The 14,986-nt window shown below is 71.0% G+C and carries 24 protein-coding genes and 1 tRNA gene; 1 reads left to right on the top strand and 24 read right to left on the bottom strand.

What is annotated here, in order from left to right; translation table 11 throughout:
- Positions 1 to 13: 13 nt before the first annotated feature.
- From ACFOX0_RS17790 to ACFOX0_RS17810, 5 genes are read right to left on the bottom strand one after another with little or no spacing between them, the layout of a single operon-like run.
- On the bottom strand, positions 14 to 334 hold the full coding sequence (locus ACFOX0_RS17790; protein WP_377547123.1) for a hypothetical protein: 321 nt from the start codon (positions 332 to 334) through the stop codon (positions 14 to 16).
- Positions 335 to 366: 32 nt separating this feature from the next.
- The gene (locus ACFOX0_RS17795; RefSeq protein WP_377547126.1) at positions 367 to 891 is read right to left on the bottom strand and encodes a hypothetical protein; all 525 of its coding nucleotides are present in this window, start codon (positions 889 to 891) and stop codon (positions 367 to 369) included.
- The gene (locus ACFOX0_RS17800; RefSeq protein ID WP_377547128.1) at positions 888 to 1,361 is read right to left on the bottom strand and encodes a phage tail tube protein; all 474 of its coding nucleotides are present in this window, start codon (positions 1,359 to 1,361) and stop codon (positions 888 to 890) included. Before ACFOX0_RS17800 ends, ACFOX0_RS17795 begins: the two co-directional genes overlap by 4 nt.
- Positions 1,361 to 1,648, bottom strand: a complete 288-nt coding sequence (locus ACFOX0_RS17805; RefSeq protein WP_377547131.1) for a hypothetical protein — start codon at positions 1,646 to 1,648, stop codon at positions 1,361 to 1,363. Before ACFOX0_RS17805 ends, ACFOX0_RS17800 begins: the two co-directional genes overlap by 1 nt.
- Complete coding sequence (locus tag ACFOX0_RS17810) at positions 1,645 to 1,980, bottom strand: hypothetical protein (protein WP_377547133.1); 336 nt, start codon at positions 1,978 to 1,980, stop codon at positions 1,645 to 1,647. The genes ACFOX0_RS17805 and ACFOX0_RS17810 overlap by 4 nt, the downstream gene beginning before the upstream one ends.
- A 99-nt stretch (positions 1,981 to 2,079) precedes the next feature.
- Between ACFOX0_RS17810 and ACFOX0_RS17815 the strand changes: the two genes are divergently transcribed.
- Entirely contained in the window at positions 2,080 to 2,256 is a 177-nt protein-coding gene (locus tag ACFOX0_RS17815; RefSeq protein WP_377547135.1) for a hypothetical protein, read from the top strand.
- On the opposite strand, the gene ACFOX0_RS17820 is transcribed toward ACFOX0_RS17815, so the two are convergent.
- The 19 genes from ACFOX0_RS17820 to ACFOX0_RS17910 all read right to left on the bottom strand — a co-directional run bounded on the left by ACFOX0_RS17820 (position 2,253) and on the right by ACFOX0_RS17910 (position 14,834).
- Positions 2,253 to 2,675: a hypothetical protein gene (locus ACFOX0_RS17820; RefSeq protein WP_377547138.1), complete on the bottom strand. Its 423-nt coding sequence runs from the start codon at positions 2,673 to 2,675 to the stop codon at positions 2,253 to 2,255. The two genes, ACFOX0_RS17815 and ACFOX0_RS17820, sit on opposite strands and share 4 nt — an antisense overlap.
- A 1-nt stretch (position 2,676) precedes the next feature.
- A complete protein-coding gene (locus ACFOX0_RS17825) occupies positions 2,677 to 3,057 on the bottom strand; it encodes a hypothetical protein (RefSeq protein WP_377547140.1) in 381 nt (126 codons plus the stop codon).
- Complete coding sequence (locus tag ACFOX0_RS17830) at positions 3,057 to 3,455, bottom strand: DUF6093 family protein (protein ID WP_377547142.1); 399 nt, start codon at positions 3,453 to 3,455, stop codon at positions 3,057 to 3,059. Before ACFOX0_RS17830 ends, ACFOX0_RS17825 begins: the two co-directional genes overlap by 1 nt.
- On the bottom strand, positions 3,455 to 4,012 hold the full coding sequence (locus ACFOX0_RS17835) for a hypothetical protein (protein WP_377547144.1): 558 nt from the start codon (positions 4,010 to 4,012) through the stop codon (positions 3,455 to 3,457). The genes ACFOX0_RS17830 and ACFOX0_RS17835 overlap by 1 nt, the downstream gene beginning before the upstream one ends.
- A 58-nt stretch (positions 4,013 to 4,070) precedes the next feature.
- Positions 4,071 to 4,631: a hypothetical protein gene (locus ACFOX0_RS17840; RefSeq protein ID WP_377547146.1), complete on the bottom strand. Its 561-nt coding sequence runs from the start codon at positions 4,629 to 4,631 to the stop codon at positions 4,071 to 4,073.
- Positions 4,632 to 4,647: 16 nt separating this feature from the next.
- On the bottom strand, positions 4,648 to 5,832 hold the full coding sequence (locus ACFOX0_RS17845; RefSeq protein ID WP_377547148.1) for an SU10 major capsid protein: 1,185 nt from the start codon (positions 5,830 to 5,832) through the stop codon (positions 4,648 to 4,650).
- A gap of 51 nt (positions 5,833 to 5,883) precedes the next feature.
- Positions 5,884 to 6,591 carry a hypothetical protein gene (locus ACFOX0_RS17850; protein ID WP_377547151.1) on the bottom strand — a complete coding sequence of 236 codons (708 nt, stop codon included), beginning with the start codon at positions 6,589 to 6,591 and terminating at the stop codon, positions 5,884 to 5,886.
- 38 nt (positions 6,592 to 6,629) lie between these two features.
- Positions 6,630 to 7,688 (bottom strand): VG15 protein, encoded by a 1,059-nt coding sequence (locus ACFOX0_RS17855; protein WP_377547153.1) that lies wholly within the window; start codon positions 7,686 to 7,688, stop codon positions 6,630 to 6,632.
- Positions 7,675 to 9,132, bottom strand: a complete 1,458-nt coding sequence (locus ACFOX0_RS17860) for a phage portal protein (RefSeq protein WP_377547155.1) — start codon at positions 9,130 to 9,132, stop codon at positions 7,675 to 7,677. The genes ACFOX0_RS17855 and ACFOX0_RS17860 overlap by 14 nt, the downstream gene beginning before the upstream one ends.
- A 3-nt stretch (positions 9,133 to 9,135) precedes the next feature.
- Positions 9,136 to 10,746: a hypothetical protein gene (locus tag ACFOX0_RS17865; protein ID WP_377547158.1), complete on the bottom strand. Its 1,611-nt coding sequence runs from the start codon at positions 10,744 to 10,746 to the stop codon at positions 9,136 to 9,138.
- Positions 10,747 to 10,766: 20 nt separating this feature from the next.
- The gene (locus tag ACFOX0_RS17870) at positions 10,767 to 11,207 is read right to left on the bottom strand and encodes a phage terminase small subunit (protein WP_377547160.1); all 441 of its coding nucleotides are present in this window, start codon (positions 11,205 to 11,207) and stop codon (positions 10,767 to 10,769) included.
- A gap of 168 nt (positions 11,208 to 11,375) precedes the next feature.
- A complete protein-coding gene (locus ACFOX0_RS17875; protein ID WP_377547162.1) occupies positions 11,376 to 11,891 on the bottom strand; it encodes an HNH endonuclease in 516 nt (171 codons plus the stop codon).
- A gap of 582 nt (positions 11,892 to 12,473) precedes the next feature.
- A tRNA-Met gene (locus ACFOX0_RS17880) sits at positions 12,474 to 12,550 on the bottom strand.
- Positions 12,551 to 12,669: 119 nt separating this feature from the next.
- The gene (locus ACFOX0_RS17885; RefSeq protein ID WP_377547164.1) at positions 12,670 to 12,975 is read right to left on the bottom strand and encodes a hypothetical protein; all 306 of its coding nucleotides are present in this window, start codon (positions 12,973 to 12,975) and stop codon (positions 12,670 to 12,672) included.
- 174 nt (positions 12,976 to 13,149) lie between these two features.
- Positions 13,150 to 13,389, bottom strand: coding sequence for a hypothetical protein (locus tag ACFOX0_RS17890; RefSeq protein WP_377547167.1), 240 nt, complete (start codon positions 13,387 to 13,389; stop codon positions 13,150 to 13,152).
- Positions 13,386 to 13,670: a DUF6221 family protein gene (locus tag ACFOX0_RS17895; RefSeq protein ID WP_377547170.1), complete on the bottom strand. Its 285-nt coding sequence runs from the start codon at positions 13,668 to 13,670 to the stop codon at positions 13,386 to 13,388. Before ACFOX0_RS17895 ends, ACFOX0_RS17890 begins: the two co-directional genes overlap by 4 nt.
- Before the next feature lie 138 nt (positions 13,671 to 13,808).
- A complete protein-coding gene (locus ACFOX0_RS17900; RefSeq protein WP_377547172.1) occupies positions 13,809 to 13,976 on the bottom strand; it encodes a hypothetical protein in 168 nt (55 codons plus the stop codon).
- Between the two features lie 25 nt (positions 13,977 to 14,001).
- Positions 14,002 to 14,655: a hypothetical protein gene (locus ACFOX0_RS17905; RefSeq protein WP_377547174.1), complete on the bottom strand. Its 654-nt coding sequence runs from the start codon at positions 14,653 to 14,655 to the stop codon at positions 14,002 to 14,004.
- A complete protein-coding gene (locus tag ACFOX0_RS17910; protein WP_377547177.1) occupies positions 14,652 to 14,834 on the bottom strand; it encodes a hypothetical protein in 183 nt (60 codons plus the stop codon). The genes ACFOX0_RS17905 and ACFOX0_RS17910 overlap by 4 nt, the downstream gene beginning before the upstream one ends.
- Positions 14,835 to 14,986: the final 152 nt, after the last annotated feature.

The following is a 14,986-nucleotide window of genomic DNA, read 5'->3' on the forward strand; positions in this document are numbered from 1 at the left end:
TGCCCCCTCACGGTCAGGTACGCCGTACGCCGACGTACAGGCCACGCCTACGCGGCCCCTCGTTCTGGTTGTCCATCTCGGCCTGCGCCACCAGACACGCCTGGCAGATGTCCACCACCGGCGTCCACGACCCGGCTGTCTTCGGGTCCCGGCAGTCGACCAGCGGCAGCCCGCACCCGGGGCACACCTCCCGCTGCTCGGCCAGCCACGCCATCAGCCAGCCGCGGTCCTCGTCCGTCCACGGCGACGGCCGGGTGACCACCGACCGGCCGGTCAGCGTGCCGTCCGGCCCGTAGTGCTCGACCACCTCCCGGGTCGGCTCACCGAGCCACACGGACAGCGGTACGCCGACGTGGACAGCCGCCTCTACTTCGCGTCGTCGCTCGACAGAATCGCGGAGGCGGCCACGGAGAAAGGGATGGCCTGGCCGCTGGCGTTGATGTCCCACGCCGCGTTCGACAGCTTCAGCCACTGCGACTCGGCGAGCCGCTCCGACAGCGCGTCGACCTGCTCGGCCGTCGCCTTCGGCTCGACCAGCATTTTCGACACCAGGTCACACACGGCGGCGTGCCAGATGTCGGCGAACTCGTCATCCGCCTGCCCGTCGGCCGGCTTCGGCATCCCGTCCCGCAGCTTCGCGAACTTCCGCGCCGGCCAGGCGCGTAGCCGGAACTCGACCTGGCAGGCGAGCATCTCCTGCCGCAGTTCCTCCATCCGCCGGGCGATGACCGTCGCCGGAGCCGGCTCGCCGAGGCTCGGCGCCGTCCGGGACGCCGACCGCAGCTCGGCGTCGAGCCGCTCGTACTCGGCGACCAGGTCCTCACGCAGGCACAACGGAACGGTGCGTTCCGGCAACTTCGCCTGCGTGAGGATCGCGTCGAAGTCGGTCATGCGACGGTGGCCCGGGGCTCCGGGTCGAGGTAGACGAAGAACGGCACCATGAAGTCCCACGTCGAGTCCGGCGCCGGCTTGACCTCGTCCGATGCGCCCGCCTCCAGCGGGTACACGGCGACCGGCTGCCCGGATGCGAACGCGGTCGCCTTGTCGATGCCGCGTCTCACGATCAGCACGCCCGTGGTCCGGTACTGGAAGAGTGTCCAGGCCGTGTCCACGGGGCTGTCGTGGTGGAACGTGATGCTGACCTCGGGGGTGATCCGACCGGCCCGGTTCGTGGTGAACTTCGACCCCAGGTTGGAGCTGTTCACGTTCCCGGTGCCCATCTTGATGTCGAGCCCGTCCGGGGTGATCAACCCCTCCAGCCGAGTCCCGCCGTTGACCTCCGCCACGGTCGGGGCGGCCAGGTTGGCGACGGCGTTGCACCAGGCCACCGCCACCCGGCCGTCCATGATGATGACCGACATCAGTTCTCTCGCTTCCTGGCCGTGGCCTTCGGTTCGGGCGCCGGCGTGGGCCGCTCGGCGTCGGGGTTGGTGTCGGCCGGCTGCTGGTCGGCCTGGTCCGGGTCGGCGTCGAGGTCGACCAGGCCCGGGTGGTCAGCCGGGCGCAGCGCGTCCCGGTCGGTCGACCACGGGGACACCCGCACCCAGCCGCGCGGCCGGTGCACGGTCAGGGACGGCTCGGCGACGACAGCCTCACCGAGGTCGGGGTGGCGGATCACGCACCAGCGCATGGACGGGTCCCTTCTCACAGCCTGTACAGTTCCGCCGTCACCGAGGTGGTGGCGCTGAAGGTGACGGTGGCGACGCCGGTGGACGGGTTCACCGCTGCCGGCGAGATGTAGATCATCTTCGCGGCGGTGGTGCCGACCGCGACCGCCGTCGGGGTGCCGACGTTCCCGGCCGCCGTCGTTCCCGGGTCGGCCACGGTGACGTTCGTGGCCGTGCCGGCGGTGATGACCCGCAGCAGCGCGCCCCGGGAGCCGATGTCGGCCGCCGAGATGGTGTCCGACGACGACACCGCCGCCGGGGTGGACAGGGTGCCGGCGGCGGTCAGGCCCACGGCATGGGTGTAGAGCGCCATCGGGCGTCCTCCTGGGTGTCATGTCCGCCGGTTGGCGGAGCGTGCAGAGTGGATCAGCGCCGGTACGTTGGCGGGCACATTCCGAGGAAGGGACGTGCAGTGGGTAACTACAGAGCCGTTTTCATGCTGGCCGGCGCCGGATTCTGGGCCACCACGGCCTGGGGCCTCGGCTTCACGCTCGCGCAGATCATCGTCAGCAGCGTCCTTGCCCTCATCACGCTGCTCGGCCTGGCCATCCTCATCGCGCCCCCGTCGCAAGACGACAAGCGCAGCTAAGCCGGGTAGGTGTCCAGCCGGTAGACGTCCGTCTGCTCCACCACCAGCTCGCCGGTGGACTCGTCGGCACTCGGTGGCCGGTTCGCGTCGTGCCGAATCAGCCCGGTCGCCCGACCGGCGATGACCGGCCGCCGATCCAGCAGCGCCGACCGCACCAGCTGGGCGACCGCCCGGCACGCCACGTCGTTACCGCCCACGCAGTGGCAGTACGCCCACGCGGTCACCCGGTCCGACACCCCGGCCAGCGCGCTACCCTCCGGCGTCTCCATCGCCACGTCGACCACCACGTACGGCGGCCGAGCGCCGGCCGGGACCCGCTGCCCGTCGCCAGCACCGTCCGGCCGCGGATACACGGTCAGCCCGGCCGTACCCCGCAGCAGCGCCAGGAAGGCGTCCGCGTGCGCCTGGACGACACCCACCTCAGCCCCCCAGCAGGTCGGCCGCGAGGTCCTCCAACGCGGCCACGAACCGCGGCTCCTCAGCGGCGAACTCCGGCAGCAGGTGGGGGATCGCCGCGTTGTTCCGGGAGCCAAACTCCAGCAGGTTGCCCAACGCGCCCTGACGCTTCGTCTTGTCCGGGCCGATCTGCGACCGGACCGTCAGCAGGCCGTGATACAGGTCGTAGGAGATCGACGCCGGGTAGGCCGGGGCGTGCTTCAGGCCGGACACCCGCCGCTGCGCGCCCTTCTTGATGTTCAGGCTGCCCTTGGCGACGACCTTCTCCACCTCGGGCACCGACCGGGACTGCGCCCGGTTCAGCGCGGCGAGCAGTTCCCGATCGCCGGTGACCTCCACGTCCATCAGCTCGTCACCTCCTCGACACCCAGGCGGCGGGCCGTGGCCATCGACTTCGCGGCTTCGTCTCGGACCACGAGCCGGCGGCCAGTCAGGTCCGGATCGTTGACGCAGGCGGTCATGTCCACCTCATCGCCAGCACGCACTCCGGCCGACTCGACCACCGGCAGGTGCAACTCGCGGCGCACCATCAGCAGCTCGGCCTGCCCGGGCCGCTCCTGCCTGGATTGGACCGCGGCCTGCTGAACCTTGCACCGGCCGGTGTAGACGTCGTCCCAGGTGTCAGTGATGACCCCGGTGTCCGGGTCGGTCGCCCGGCCGGTGCGCCGCCGGATCACGCACTGGTCCACCATCAGCCGCTCAGCCGCCCGACGGCCAGCCGCCAACGCCCGCTCCACCGACATCAGCGCCGCCTGTACTGCCTGCGCAGCGACGCCCGCAGCGTCGGAGTGCCGTCCATCTGCGTCGACAGCGCCGAATAGGTAGCCGACCAGTCGTCCACCGACTCGGCCTTCAGGCCGGCCGGGTTGTCGACCACGTCCCGGATCAGGCCCAGAATCGCGCTGCGGGCCAACTGCAACTCCTGCGCCCCGTCCGGATAGCCGTGGGTGTACACCACCGTGGCGACGTTCAGGTCCCCCGGGCAGGTCGACCAGCCGCAGCGGCGCCACAGCCGGGACCCGCGCACCTGGTAGCCGGCCGCACCGGCCGCCACCGGCGTGCCGTTGTAGGACACCGACTTCACCGCCTGGACCGGCCACTGGGGCAGGTTCAGCCACTGGCCAGGGCCTGCGGTCACCTCGGCGACGTCGTCGACAACCTCCACGATCCGCTGCCCATTGGCGGCGGCCTGCACCACGGCGGTGCCGCACTCGATGAGCAGCACGCACCGGGCCTCGTCCAGATCCGGCGTGTCGAGCAGGGTTCTCAGGTCGTCCGCGGTCGCCAGCTGGTCCGCCACGTCCGCCTCCTTCCTGGTGTGGCCGGGCGGCAGCCGTCATGCCGCCCGGCCTGCCCGGTTATCGCCGGCTGGCGCTGGTCTTCTTGGCCGGCTTGTCGGTGACCTCGTCGAGGTCCTCGTTCGGCTCGGCGACCCCGCCGGCCGGCGCCGGCGCCACGACGGTGCCGTCGTCGACGAACGATTCGGGCACCTTCGGCGGGTCGGACTCCTCACCGGCCGCGACCTTGGCCAGCTTGTCCAGCAGCCCGGACCGCGCGTTCAGGCCCTTGGCCCGTTCCATGTCGGCCGCGACCCGCGCCCGTGCGAGGTCCTTGCCGACCCAGTCGAGGATCTGCTTGATCGAGCCGGCCGGGACGACGTCCGGGTTGATCTCGTCCGGCTCGACCAGGCCCGGCACCGGACGCGCCCGGCCGGTCTGCTCTTCGTCGTCCTGGGCTTCGCTGTCGGCCGGTCCGACGGCGCTGGCGTCGACCAGGCGCTGCCGCTGCTCCTCGGGCACGTCGTCCGGCAGAGGGGAGCCCTGCGGGATGTCGACCAGGGCGCGGCCGGCGCCGACCTGCGTCTCGACGGTCACGTACCCGGCCGTCACGACCAGGCCGCTGTCCTTCTTCTCGCTCATGGAGTCAGCTCTCCCGTCAGGCCTTGAGGCCGGTCAGCTTGGCGTGCTTCTGCTGGTTGCCGTAGTCGAGGCCGACCTCGCCGTACAGCTGGTTGCGGTCCTTCGCACCGGTCTTCGCCAGCGGCTCCTCGAAGAAGTGGCCCTTGCCGGGCACCTCGAGGTAGACCGGTCGGCAGTCCTCCAGCGACACCGCGGCGATGGTGTCCTGCGGCATGTGCCGGTCGAGCATGATGTTCAGGACACCGAAGTCGGTGTCGATGCGGTTGACGGTGACGCCGCCGATGTTCCCGTCGAGCTGCTTCATCACGTACCCGGCCGCGGTGTACGCGGCGGTGACCGCCAGCTTCTGCGCCGACCCGACGATCAGGGTGCGGGTCTCCGACTCCATCAGGCCGCCGTTGTCGTACGCCGACTGCAGCAGGGTGTCGATGTGCGTCTTGGTGAGCGCGACGCCCTCGTTCCACACCACGGTCCCGTCGACGGTGATGTCGACCGGGGTGCCGCCCTTAATGGTGGCCACCTTGAAGGTGTTGGCCGTGCTGGACACCACGTAGTAGACGGTGGCGGTGGACAGCGGCGTCGCCGCGCCGACGCTGGAGAACCGGACGGTGTCGCCGTCGGTCAGGCCGTGCGCCGTGAGGGTGATCAGGTCGGTCGCCGCGGCGGCGGTGCCGGTCTGCTGGGCGGCACCGGCCGTCATCACGTTCGAGGTGATCGCGGCGAGCAAGCCCCGGGTCTTGCGGGCCGTGGTGTTGTCCGACGGCTTCTGGTAGGTGCCGTTGATGAACGACCACTCGACGTCGCGGATCATCTGCTTGAGCATGATCTCGGTCTGCCAGTCCAGCTCCGACAGCACCGAGCTGGCCGCGCCGGCGGTCGCCAGACCGGACAGCCGTCCGGTGGCGGCCTGCTTGGTGTAGCTGACGCCGACGGTTTCGTGGTGGATCTGGGTGATGTTGTTCGCGGCCGCCCGGACCCGTTCCTGGTCCGTCGGCGCGTCCTGACCCTCCAGCGACACGTTCTGACCGGCAGTCCGAAGGTCGTAGGTGCCCCACTCGAACTCGAGGTCGGTGGTCTGCCCGCCGCCGGTCAGCCCGCCGATCGCGCTGAAGAACGGCGTGTCGGCCGGGGTGAGCATGTGCAGGATGCCCGTGTAGTTGGGCAGGTTGTAGGTGGTGCCGAGCGCGGTGATACCAGCCACGGCTGGTGCTCCCTTCGTGCGTGATGGGCGCGGCCCGCGCCGGCCCGTTGGTTACCGCTGGACGTTGGCCAGCTTCTGTTTCTGCAAGGCGATGACCTTGCGGTAGTCGCCTTCCTTCTGGGCGGCGGCGATCTGGGCGTCGAGGTCGGGTGGTTGGGTGCCGCGGCTGCCCTGCGACGGGTCCGGCGCCGGATTGCGTGGCTTCGACGGGTCGAAGGCCGGGAACAGTGTCAGGAGTTGGTCCGCGTCGGCCGCCAGTTCGTCCCGGGTGGATCCGGTCAGCCGGGCGGCCTGCTGCGGGGTGAGGCCCTTCTCGGCGGCCACTTCCAGCCGCCACCGGGCGGACTGTTCCTCGGCGATGCGCCGCTCGTACCCGTCGAGCCGCTCGGTGAGCTGCTCCAGGTCCGTCTTCGGGTCGCCGGTGGACTTGCCGCCCAGCATCTCGGCGAGCTGCTCCAGCGGCGCCAGTGCGGCGATCCGCTTCTCCAGGGCCTTGCGGGCCTCGCGTTCCTCCCGGAGCGCCTTCTCCCCGCCTGGGCCGAGCGGCTTGTCGTCCGGCTTCGGCGGCGGGTCGGCGGGAGGGTTCGCAGGTGGCACTGGTGCCGGGTCGGCTGGTGGAGTCGGCGGCGTGGGCGCCGGGTCCTCGGCCGCGCCGAGCTGCGGCCAGATCAGCCGGCCGGCCCGGGTTCGGTAGATCGCGCGCAGCGGCTCGCCCGTACGCGGATGCACCAGATAGGGATGGATGGGAAGGTGGGTCATCGCGACCTCTCGGGTTGGCGACCCGGCATCGCGCCAGGTCAGATGATGTATCCGAACCGCTTGAGCAGCCGGAGTGCCTCAGCCCGGTCATTGCCGGCGATCTGATAGATCGACTCGGGCATCAGCCGGGGCGTCTTCGCCGCCCGGTACCGGCCCTGCTTGCTGCCATCCCGGGCACCGAGCCTGCGACCGGCCAGACCACGCGTCGTCACCCCCTCGTTGGTCACGAACAGCTGACGGCCGTACACGTCGACCGCCTCCAGGCGGCCACGCGCCCGGCCGCCCCGGATCGCGCGGGCCTCCTCAGCGGTGATCCGCGCACCGGCCGGCGTCAACCCGTACGCCCCGCGGCGGGCGTTGACGACCTGCGAGATGTCGCCCCCGTCGCGGATCGCCTGCGCGCCAGCCTTCGTGAACTGCTTGTCCTGCTCGGCCGCCGACAGGCTGTCGAACCATGCCCGCGGGTTGGTGCGGATGTCCCGGCCGGTGTCCTCGCTCGCCGGCACGTGAATGCAGTCGCAACGTGGGTGTCGTCTGAACCCGGCGTTGTACCGGTACCACTTCCCGGCCAGCACCACGCACCGGCCGCACGTGTTCCCGACGACCATCCGCACGTACCCGCCGACGTGCCGCCGTGCCGCCAACGCGACCTGGTCGGCCGTGCGGCCCGCGTCCGCGAGCTGCGTGCGGACCATCATGTCCAGCAGCGCGTACCCGCCGGCCAGCGCCCGGTCGACGTCGGCGCCCGCCTTGATGGCCGACAATGTCCCGACCGCCGGCTCGTACAGCAGCCCGGCCAGGGTGCGGCCGTCCGACGCGACCCCGGCCACCGACGCCGGCACCAGCCGGCCCTCCCGGGCCGGGTTGATCCCCTGGACGTCGAGGACCTGGTCCAGGTAGTCGTCAGCGGTGCGCGCTGCGGCGAGCTGCGCCGCGTTCGTCAACGCCACCACCTCGACCAGCTGGGCGGCCCACGACCGGGCGATGTCGTCCCGATCGACTCGCCTCCACGCCCGACGGGCCACCGCGGCGAGCGCGTCGATCAACTGGCGGCGCTGCCGATAGTGCGCGAGCGCGACCTGCTCAGCCGCCGACACCGGCCGGCTCCGGTGCCACCGGGGCGGGTTCGACCGGCGCCGGGTTCATGCTGCGGGCGATCTGGCCGACCGGATCCCGCAACGCGGCGGCGTCGTCCTCGGCCTGCATCCGCCGGATCTGCCCCGGCCCGTAGCCGAGATCCTCGCGGGCCTGCCGCAGCGTGATGACCGGGCCGCCACCGAACAGCTTCGTCACCGCGTCGGCGGCCTGCGCCCGGGTCGGGGTGGCCGGGTCCCGCCAGATCGTCTCCAGGCGGCGGGCCTGCGGGTCCCAGTCCCCGTCCTGCAGACGGCGTACATGCCGGTTCATCCGCTCGTACGGCCCGGACATCGCCGTCTGCCGACGCTCGGCCCGCTTGATCAGCCGCGCCTCGGCCGCCCGCCACGCCTCCGCGCTGGCCGGGGTGTCCGTCACCACGCCGAACGCGGTCGGTGGCAAACCGACCAGCGCCGTCGCGTGCTTCGCCAACTGGGTCAGGCTGTCGTGGAAGTTCGACAGCGACGACGCGGCGAACTCGTGCGGCTTCACCTCACCGCCGTCGACCCCTTCCAGCGTGAGCAGCCGGCCCATAATGACCTGCAACGCCGACTGCTTGTTGCCCTTGTCGTCGACCAGGTCGTCCTCACCGATCCCGAACAGGGCCCGCAACGGCAGCGCGTGGAACTCGGCGGCGACCATCATGTCGCTGGCGATCTTGTTCGCCGCGTGGGACAGGGACAGCAGCGGTGCCGTCAGCTCCGACCGGCCGTACCGGTCCGCCAGGCGGGACCGGTTGGTCAGCGGGGTCACCAGCACCTCACCGACGCCGTGTGCGTCCCGGCCCGTCTCCCGCCAGCCCTGCGGGCCCTTGTCAAACCAGATCGTCGCCTCGGGCAGGTACAGGGTGGCGTACTCCTGCGGCAGCCTCACCAGGTCGTACTGGTCCTCCGACCAGCGACGCAACGCTGCCCGCGGCTGCCGGGTACGTGGGTCGATGAACGCGTACATCTCCAGCGGCGACTCCACCGTCACCAGCGGCGTGTCCGCGTCGTCCTCGTTCGTGCCCACCGTCAGGTACGACCGGCGCATCACCAGCGCGTCCAGCCGGCCCAGTTGGGCCTCTTCGTCGAGGTCGTTGTCCTGCCACACGCGGGTCAGGTTCGCGTCGGCGGCCTGCGACGCCAACTCCTCAGCCGGCACGTCCGGGTTCGGGTCGTCCAGCTCCGGATACCGGAAGCCCAGCACGTCCAGGCGTTCCTCCAGCGGATCCACCGCCAGCATCGGCCACCCGAGGGACACGGCCTGGATGCGTTCGCCGACCTCCCGAAGGATCTCCGGGTGGATGTAGTGCAGCGGTGCCGTGCCCTCGTACAGGTCGTTCAACTCCCGCAGTGCCGGCAGGTCGGCGTCGTGCCGTCGGGCGAGGTGCTCTACCCAGCCCAGCGGAGTGTCCGGCAGGGCCACGGGTCACCTCCTGACGATGATCTTCCTGCGGGGTTTACGCTGCCAGCCGCCCTTGGCCATCGCGTCCAGCCGGGCCTGCCACGACAAGCAGCCCGCCATCGCCAGGTCGATGTAGAGCGGCGAGTCGGGGCGCTCCTTGTAGATCGTCCATAGCGGGGTGTCGTCGTCGTCGAGGATCTTCAGGTCGCCGCGGCGGGCGTTGCCGATATGCCGCGCCAGGTCCCCGTCGCCGCGGTGCGTGACCGCGCCGGACGTCTGCGCCGTCTTGTAGGCGCGCATCGCCACGCCGATCTGCCTCGGCCGGTTGGTGTACCACTCGGCGACGCGCCGCTCGCCGTACTTCCCCGACCACTTCGCCACGTTCGCCTCGAACCGCGGTGGGTCTGCGTACACCAGCACCACCCGATACAGGTCCATCGCCTCAGCCAGGGCCCCGTCGACCTGCTCATCGGTGACTTCCCACTGCTGGGCGTCCTCACCGTCCCCGGGGGGCTTCTCCCACAACGCCAGCGTCCACTGCAACCCGGTCTCGATGTGCGTGGCCACGAATCCGCAGGCATCCCGCCACCGGGCGCCGTCGAATCCGAGCACGATCGGCTCACCATGCTCGATCCGCACGTCCCGCTTCAGCTCTTTCCAGCGGACCGGGTCGAACGCCTGCCGTGACGATGCCACCCAGCGGTTGAGCCACACCCGCTCGAAGTACGCCTTGTCCGTGTCGGCCTGGTGGTACAGCGACATGATCGAATCAATGTCCGACCACTTCGCCACCGCCGGCCCGGACGCCTCCACGATCGCCGCCCGCAGCCCGTCATCGGTCGACAGCTTGTGCCCGGTGCTGGCCTCACGGTGGAAGTAGAACAACTGTGGGTCCCGGGCCTTACCCTCGGCGATCCGGCGCGCGTACTCCCGCTCCGACTCGGCGACCGACCCCTCGCCCGGCACCCCCGCCGTCGTCGTCGACAGCGACCACGGGTCGGCGATGGGCCGCTTCGGGATGTTCTGCAACATCGTCTGCCACGCCTGAACCTGCCGAGGCAGCTTCAGCCGGTGCGGCTCGTCGGCGTGCTGGAACGTGGTCCGGGCGCCGTCGCGGGAGTCAGGCGCCGACGCCAACGCGACCGCCTTACCCTCGCCGGACGCGCGCGTGATCCGCTCCAACGTGCAGTCGAACAGGTCCTGATCCGGGCCCTCCGAACACATCACCAGCAGCGCCGCGTACGCCAGCTCCTCCGTCTGCTCCTCGGTGTGGGCGATCATCGGGATGTACGGGTCCCGCACCGGCCGACCGACCGGCACCCACATCCGACCCTGCCGCTTCCACCCGTCCGTCCGGACCGGCGCGTCCGGATGCAACTCGGCGAACGCGATCCAGCCGGCCAACTCCGTCTTCGCGGTGCCCTTCCGCAAGCTGATGCACACCCGCTTGAAGCGCCGCTTCCCCGCCTTCGGATGGTCCCGCGGGTACACCTCGTACGCCCGGTAGATCAGCGCCCGCTTCTCGTCATCGATGACCGCCGGCTGGCCCCGCAAGTCACCCGGGCCGAAACACGCCCCGTCCTCGATCAGGTCGCAGATCCCCGGGCCGAGAGTCGGCCACGGATCCTCGTCCATCGGCGGGACGATCAGCCCAGTCACGACACCGAACGCAGCACCGCGCGGGGATCCCTCGCCTTCGTCGGTGCCTTCCCCGGCTCCGCACCCGTACGCCGGCGGCGGCCCTTCTCCTGCGCCTCATCCGTACGCTCGATCTCCCACTGCAACCGGCGCCGGTCGATCGGCGTCAGGCCGAAGCACTGGCGCTGCAACCGGATCTCACCCGCCAGATCCTTGCTCGGGGCCGTCCAGAATTCGTCGACCAGCACCGCCAGGATCAACAGGCCGTGAACATCGGACTCGTCGTACTCGGGTGCCATCGGCGACGCCCAGATGTCCCGCCACCAGGCGACGGTCGCCGGGTGCCAGTCATGCGACGGTGGCAACTCGGGAGCCTTCACACTGTGCGCGGCGCTCAGGGTCGCCCTGGTCGCCGACTTGTTACGCCTCGCCGGGTTCCTCTTCGGCAGAGCGGGCATCGCGCCCTCCACTGCTCAGTGCGTGCAGCCTCGCGCCGTCACGCAGGGTTACAGATGTGCAAGATCAAAAGCCCTGGGATCCGTACAGATCCCTTTCTACCTCTCCGGCGGTTCCGGCTGAATCGGACATAGGGGGTCATCCCCCACCATCCCGCCCGTCACGCTCCGTCAGACCAGGGCGAGCTGCTCACCACCGCCGCAGTTGCTTCGCATGAGGTTGCATCGGAGGTGGGTGATCCTCGTGTTGGCGTAGGTGTGCCGTCCGCCTTGCGACAGCGGGATCACGTGGTCAAGGGATGGGCTCAGTGGGTGCGGGTATCGCCTGCGCTGGTCCACCTTGCGACGACACACACCGCAGCGCCAGCCATCGCGCTCACCCACCACGTCGCGGTCCACATCCTCAGCGTCAGCCCTGCGCTGCGCCGCCCGCCTGCGCTTGGCCTTGGCCAGATCCCGTCTGCGCTTGGCCTCCGGGTCGTCGGGGAATGCGTACCGCTGGTCTGGATATCGCTCGTCCTTGTAGTGCCGGTTGCACCGGCCCTTGGCGCGGTGCGGTCGGTCGCATCCGTCCCGCTCGCAGCGCCGGGGGTTGCCGGCGTTGCGGCAGCGGGTTGTGCAGTAGCGCCGGTCGGATCGTCCGGATTCGTAGGGCGCGCCGCAGTGGGCGCAGGTGGCGTTTGCCATCTCGCATCTCCCGGAATGCGAACGGCCCGAGCCGGGAGGCATCGGGCCGTTCTGTCTGCGGGGATCAGCCGCAGGTGGTGGTGAGGTTACCGCGCTTGGTTCCAGCCGCCGGGCTGCGCTGCGGCGGTGTGCCGGTCGTGGCATCCCTTGCACAGGCCGCGGCCGTATGCCGGGTCGTTGGGGTCGAGGCCTGCGGCTTCCAGCTCGCGCCGTGACCTGGGGTGGTGGTCGGCGACGGTGCTGGGGCGTAGGCACTGGGTGCCGTGGTCGTGGCTGGTGTCGACGCAGACGCACAGCGGGTTGCGTTGGAGTACGCGGGTGCGGAAGCGACGGCGGTGTCGTGCGCCGTAGCCGCGTTGCGCTGCGGTGCCTCGCTGCTGCTCGGCTTGTCCCGTGCAGGTGCTGCAGCGTCCGGTGCGGACCAGTTCGGGGCAGCCGGGTGTGGAGCAGGGCTTGAGTGCCCGGGGCATGGCTACCTGCTGAGGACGGTGGTCAGGTAGGCGAGGGCGACCAGGATGAGCAGGATGCCGACGGCCACGGTGCCGGGGCTGAATCGCACGGGGGTGTTCCCTTCGTGCTGGTTGGTGGCGCTGCCCGGATTCGAACCGGGGACCTCCTGGTTATGAGCCAGGCGAGCTACCGAGCTGCTCTACAGCGCTAGGTGGGGGTGTGCGGGCCACCGTTCAGGCCGGTGCGTGGTGGCAGCCCCGGACGCATGCCGCCCGCAGGCGGGTGGTCCATCCCAGCCGCACACCCCCGATCATCATCAAATGGGAACTCAGGTGCGGGGCGGCCAGATCCAGCAGCCCTGCTGGCCGGGCTCGCCCTCGTTGCGGGAGGTGGCCCAGTAGGTGTCGCTGCCGTCCAGCTTGACCTGCAGGTTGACGGCGGTGCCGCCGAACGTGCGGACCACCTCGGCCGGGAACGTCTGCCCGGCTTCGGCGTGGTTGCCGACGTGCGCCTGGAAGCCTTCGTTGCCCGGTCCGTCCGGCCGGTTGGCGTAGTCGGCGCGTCGCCGGTTGACGGCTTCGGCGTCGTGCTCGGTCAGCGTGTAGTGGACGATCCGGCCGATGGTGGGCTGCATGGCGCTCCTTGGGTCGAGTCTGCTGCGGGTGGTGCGGGCCGGCGCCCCGCCGTTGGACGTCGGCCCGCCACCGCTGCCCGTGCTCCCCATCCCTGGATGCACGTCAGCCCGGGAGCGACAGGAGTGGCTCAACCGGGCTGTGGGCAGACGTCGCCTATCAGGCGAGTGATCAAATCATGCGGCGGTGAGCTGGGTGGCGTCAAGCCGGCGCGCCCGGCCTCGGCCGCTGACGCGCTTGTCGCGTTCGATCGTGGCCGCCTGGTCGAGGTCGTAGTAGACCGTTCGGCCGTCTCGGTGGCGGGCGAGGCCGTCGCGCTGTGACCAGTTGCGGACCATGGCGGGGGTGACGTCGGTGCCGAGGGCTGCAGCGATCTGGTCGGCGGTGCCGTACTCGCGACCCCGGACCATGATCATGGTCGCCACTCCTCGCGGTAGCCGGGCCGGTGGGCGTACGGCAGGGCCAGCAGACGGAGGACCATGCCGAGCGCCCATTCGCCGTTGTCGCCATGCTCTAGCTCGGGCGAGTAGTTCGCAGCCTCGTCGAGGATGCGCCGCTTGGCCTCGATGTCGCGCGCCATCTGGTCGAGCAGTTCGGCCGGTGCGGTCCCGTGCACGCGGTGGTTGATGATCTCGGCGTCGTCGGCGTCGAACTGGGCGCCGAGCCAGATCGTGATGTCGGTGTGCGCGGCGGTCACGGTCTCATCCTATCCGCGCCGGTCACGTACAACATCCCAAGCCCTTACGCACAATAAGGGTCATTATGGAGTTCGCAAATGGGACGAACGAAGAGGGCCGTAACGCGAGCAGAGTTCGCGTCACGGGCCTCGGTTCGGTCAGGCGGTGAAGTGGTTGACGAGCTTGATGACGGCCCACACGATGACGCCGAGCAGGCCGAGGCCGAGCAGGGCGCAGAACGCGAACCAGAGCTTGAACCAGACCGGGGTGGGCGGCAGCTCGAGTTCGGGGCGGTTGGTCCTTCCGAGGCGGCGGGTCGGCGGCATGGGATCTCCTTCGGTTGGTTTGAGGTTAGGCGGCTGCAGTCGTACCCGCGAGCACCGTGCTGCGGGGCCAGATGTGCGCCACCCCGGCCACCCGGACGGCCATCCCGCACGGGCAGTCCGTCCCGGAGCACCGGCACCCGGGCAGCGCGCACACGACCGTCCACAGCGCCGGGTCGGAGGCGGCGGTCTGGGCGTAGAGCCGGCGGGTCCGGCAGGCCGGGCATTCCGGGTCGCCGGGGAGCCGCTGCCGGTCGGCGTCGAGGCCGAGGGCGTCGCGCAGCCAGGCGTCCTCGTCGGCGAGGTGACGATGGATGGCAGCCGCACGCGCGGGCCGGAGTCGAAGCAGGGCGGTCACGATGCGCCACCAGGCGTCCGGGCCGACCGTGGCGACCGGCAGCTGGTCGGCGAGCCACCGGAGCCGGCGGTCGGACTGCGCGGCGAGGTCGGCCCAGGTGGTGTCGCGGACGGGCCGGGCGGTGAGGAGCGCGCCGGTGGGGTCGCCGTGGCCGCCGGTGCTGTGCCGGGTGCTCATGACGGCGGACCGGAGCACGGGGGCGGCGTCGAGCAGGCTGGTGGTGTGCCGGCGGGCCTCGGTGGCGGCCCGGTCGGCCAGGGTTGCCCTGGCCGCCGCGAGGCTGTGGGCGGCGGCCAGGGCGTGGAGGTGACGCGGGTCGGTCATCGGCGGCCTTTCGTGCGGAGGGTGAGCCAGCGGCGTCGGCATCGCGGGCAGACCGTGGGCGCGTGCACCCGGATCGGGCCGTGGCCGGGCAGGTGGGCGCCGGCGGCGAGCCGGCCGGGGCAGGTGGGGTCGAGGTGGTCGTAGGCGATGCCGGGCCACCACGGGGCGACGGCGGTCATCGAAGGCGCCCTTTCGCTGGTTCGTGGTTGATGGCCCAGACGCGGCGGCACGCTCGGCACACGTCGGCGCCTCGGGGGTCGATTGCGCCCGGCCCGGGTCGGTCCAGGTCGGCGGCGCGCAGGTCGGGCAGGAGGGCTTGCCTGCTGGGGCA

The organism is Micromonospora zhanjiangensis (assembly GCF_042650605.1).
In the GTDB taxonomy this organism is placed as follows: domain Bacteria; phylum Actinomycetota; class Actinomycetes; order Mycobacteriales; family Micromonosporaceae; genus Micromonospora_J; species Micromonospora_J zhanjiangensis.

Excerpts from the sequence above, each read along its gene's own strand:
- ACFOX0_RS17795 (WP_377547126.1), bottom strand. The coding sequence starts at position 891 with ATGACCGACTTCGACGCGATCCTCACGCAGGCGAAGTTGCCGGAACGC.
- ACFOX0_RS17800 (WP_377547128.1), bottom strand. The coding sequence starts at position 1,361 with ATGTCGGTCATCATCATGGACGGCCGGGTGGCGGTGGCCTGGTGCAAC.
- ACFOX0_RS17810 (WP_377547133.1), bottom strand. The coding sequence starts at position 1,980 with ATGGCGCTCTACACCCATGCCGTGGGCCTGACCGCCGCCGGCACCCTG.
- ACFOX0_RS17825 (WP_377547140.1), bottom strand. The coding sequence starts at position 3,057 with ATGGACGTGGAGGTCACCGGCGATCGGGAACTGCTCGCCGCGCTGAAC.
- ACFOX0_RS17830 (WP_377547142.1), bottom strand. The coding sequence starts at position 3,455 with ATGTCGGTGGAGCGGGCGTTGGCGGCTGGCCGTCGGGCGGCTGAGCGG.
- ACFOX0_RS17840 (WP_377547146.1), bottom strand. The coding sequence starts at position 4,631 with ATGAGCGAGAAGAAGGACAGCGGCCTGGTCGTGACGGCCGGGTACGTG.
- ACFOX0_RS17850 (WP_377547151.1), bottom strand. The coding sequence starts at position 6,591 with ATGACCCACCTTCCCATCCATCCCTATCTGGTGCATCCGCGTACGGGC.
- ACFOX0_RS17865 (WP_377547158.1), bottom strand. The coding sequence starts at position 10,746 with ATGGACGAGGATCCGTGGCCGACTCTCGGCCCGGGGATCTGCGACCTG.
- ACFOX0_RS17870 (WP_377547160.1), bottom strand. The coding sequence starts at position 11,207 with ATGCCCGCTCTGCCGAAGAGGAACCCGGCGAGGCGTAACAAGTCGGCG.
- ACFOX0_RS17875 (WP_377547162.1), bottom strand. The coding sequence starts at position 11,891 with ATGGCAAACGCCACCTGCGCCCACTGCGGCGCGCCCTACGAATCCGGA.
- ACFOX0_RS17885 (WP_377547164.1), bottom strand. The coding sequence starts at position 12,975 with ATGCAGCCCACCATCGGCCGGATCGTCCACTACACGCTGACCGAGCAC.
- ACFOX0_RS17890 (WP_377547167.1), bottom strand. The coding sequence starts at position 13,389 with ATGATCATGGTCCGGGGTCGCGAGTACGGCACCGCCGACCAGATCGCT.
- ACFOX0_RS17900 (WP_377547172.1), bottom strand. The coding sequence starts at position 13,976 with ATGCCGCCGACCCGCCGCCTCGGAAGGACCAACCGCCCCGAACTCGAG.
- ACFOX0_RS17905 (WP_377547174.1), bottom strand. The coding sequence starts at position 14,655 with ATGACCGACCCGCGTCACCTCCACGCCCTGGCCGCCGCCCACAGCCTC.
- ACFOX0_RS17910 (WP_377547177.1), bottom strand. The coding sequence starts at position 14,834 with ATGACCGCCGTCGCCCCGTGGTGGCCCGGCATCGCCTACGACCACCTC.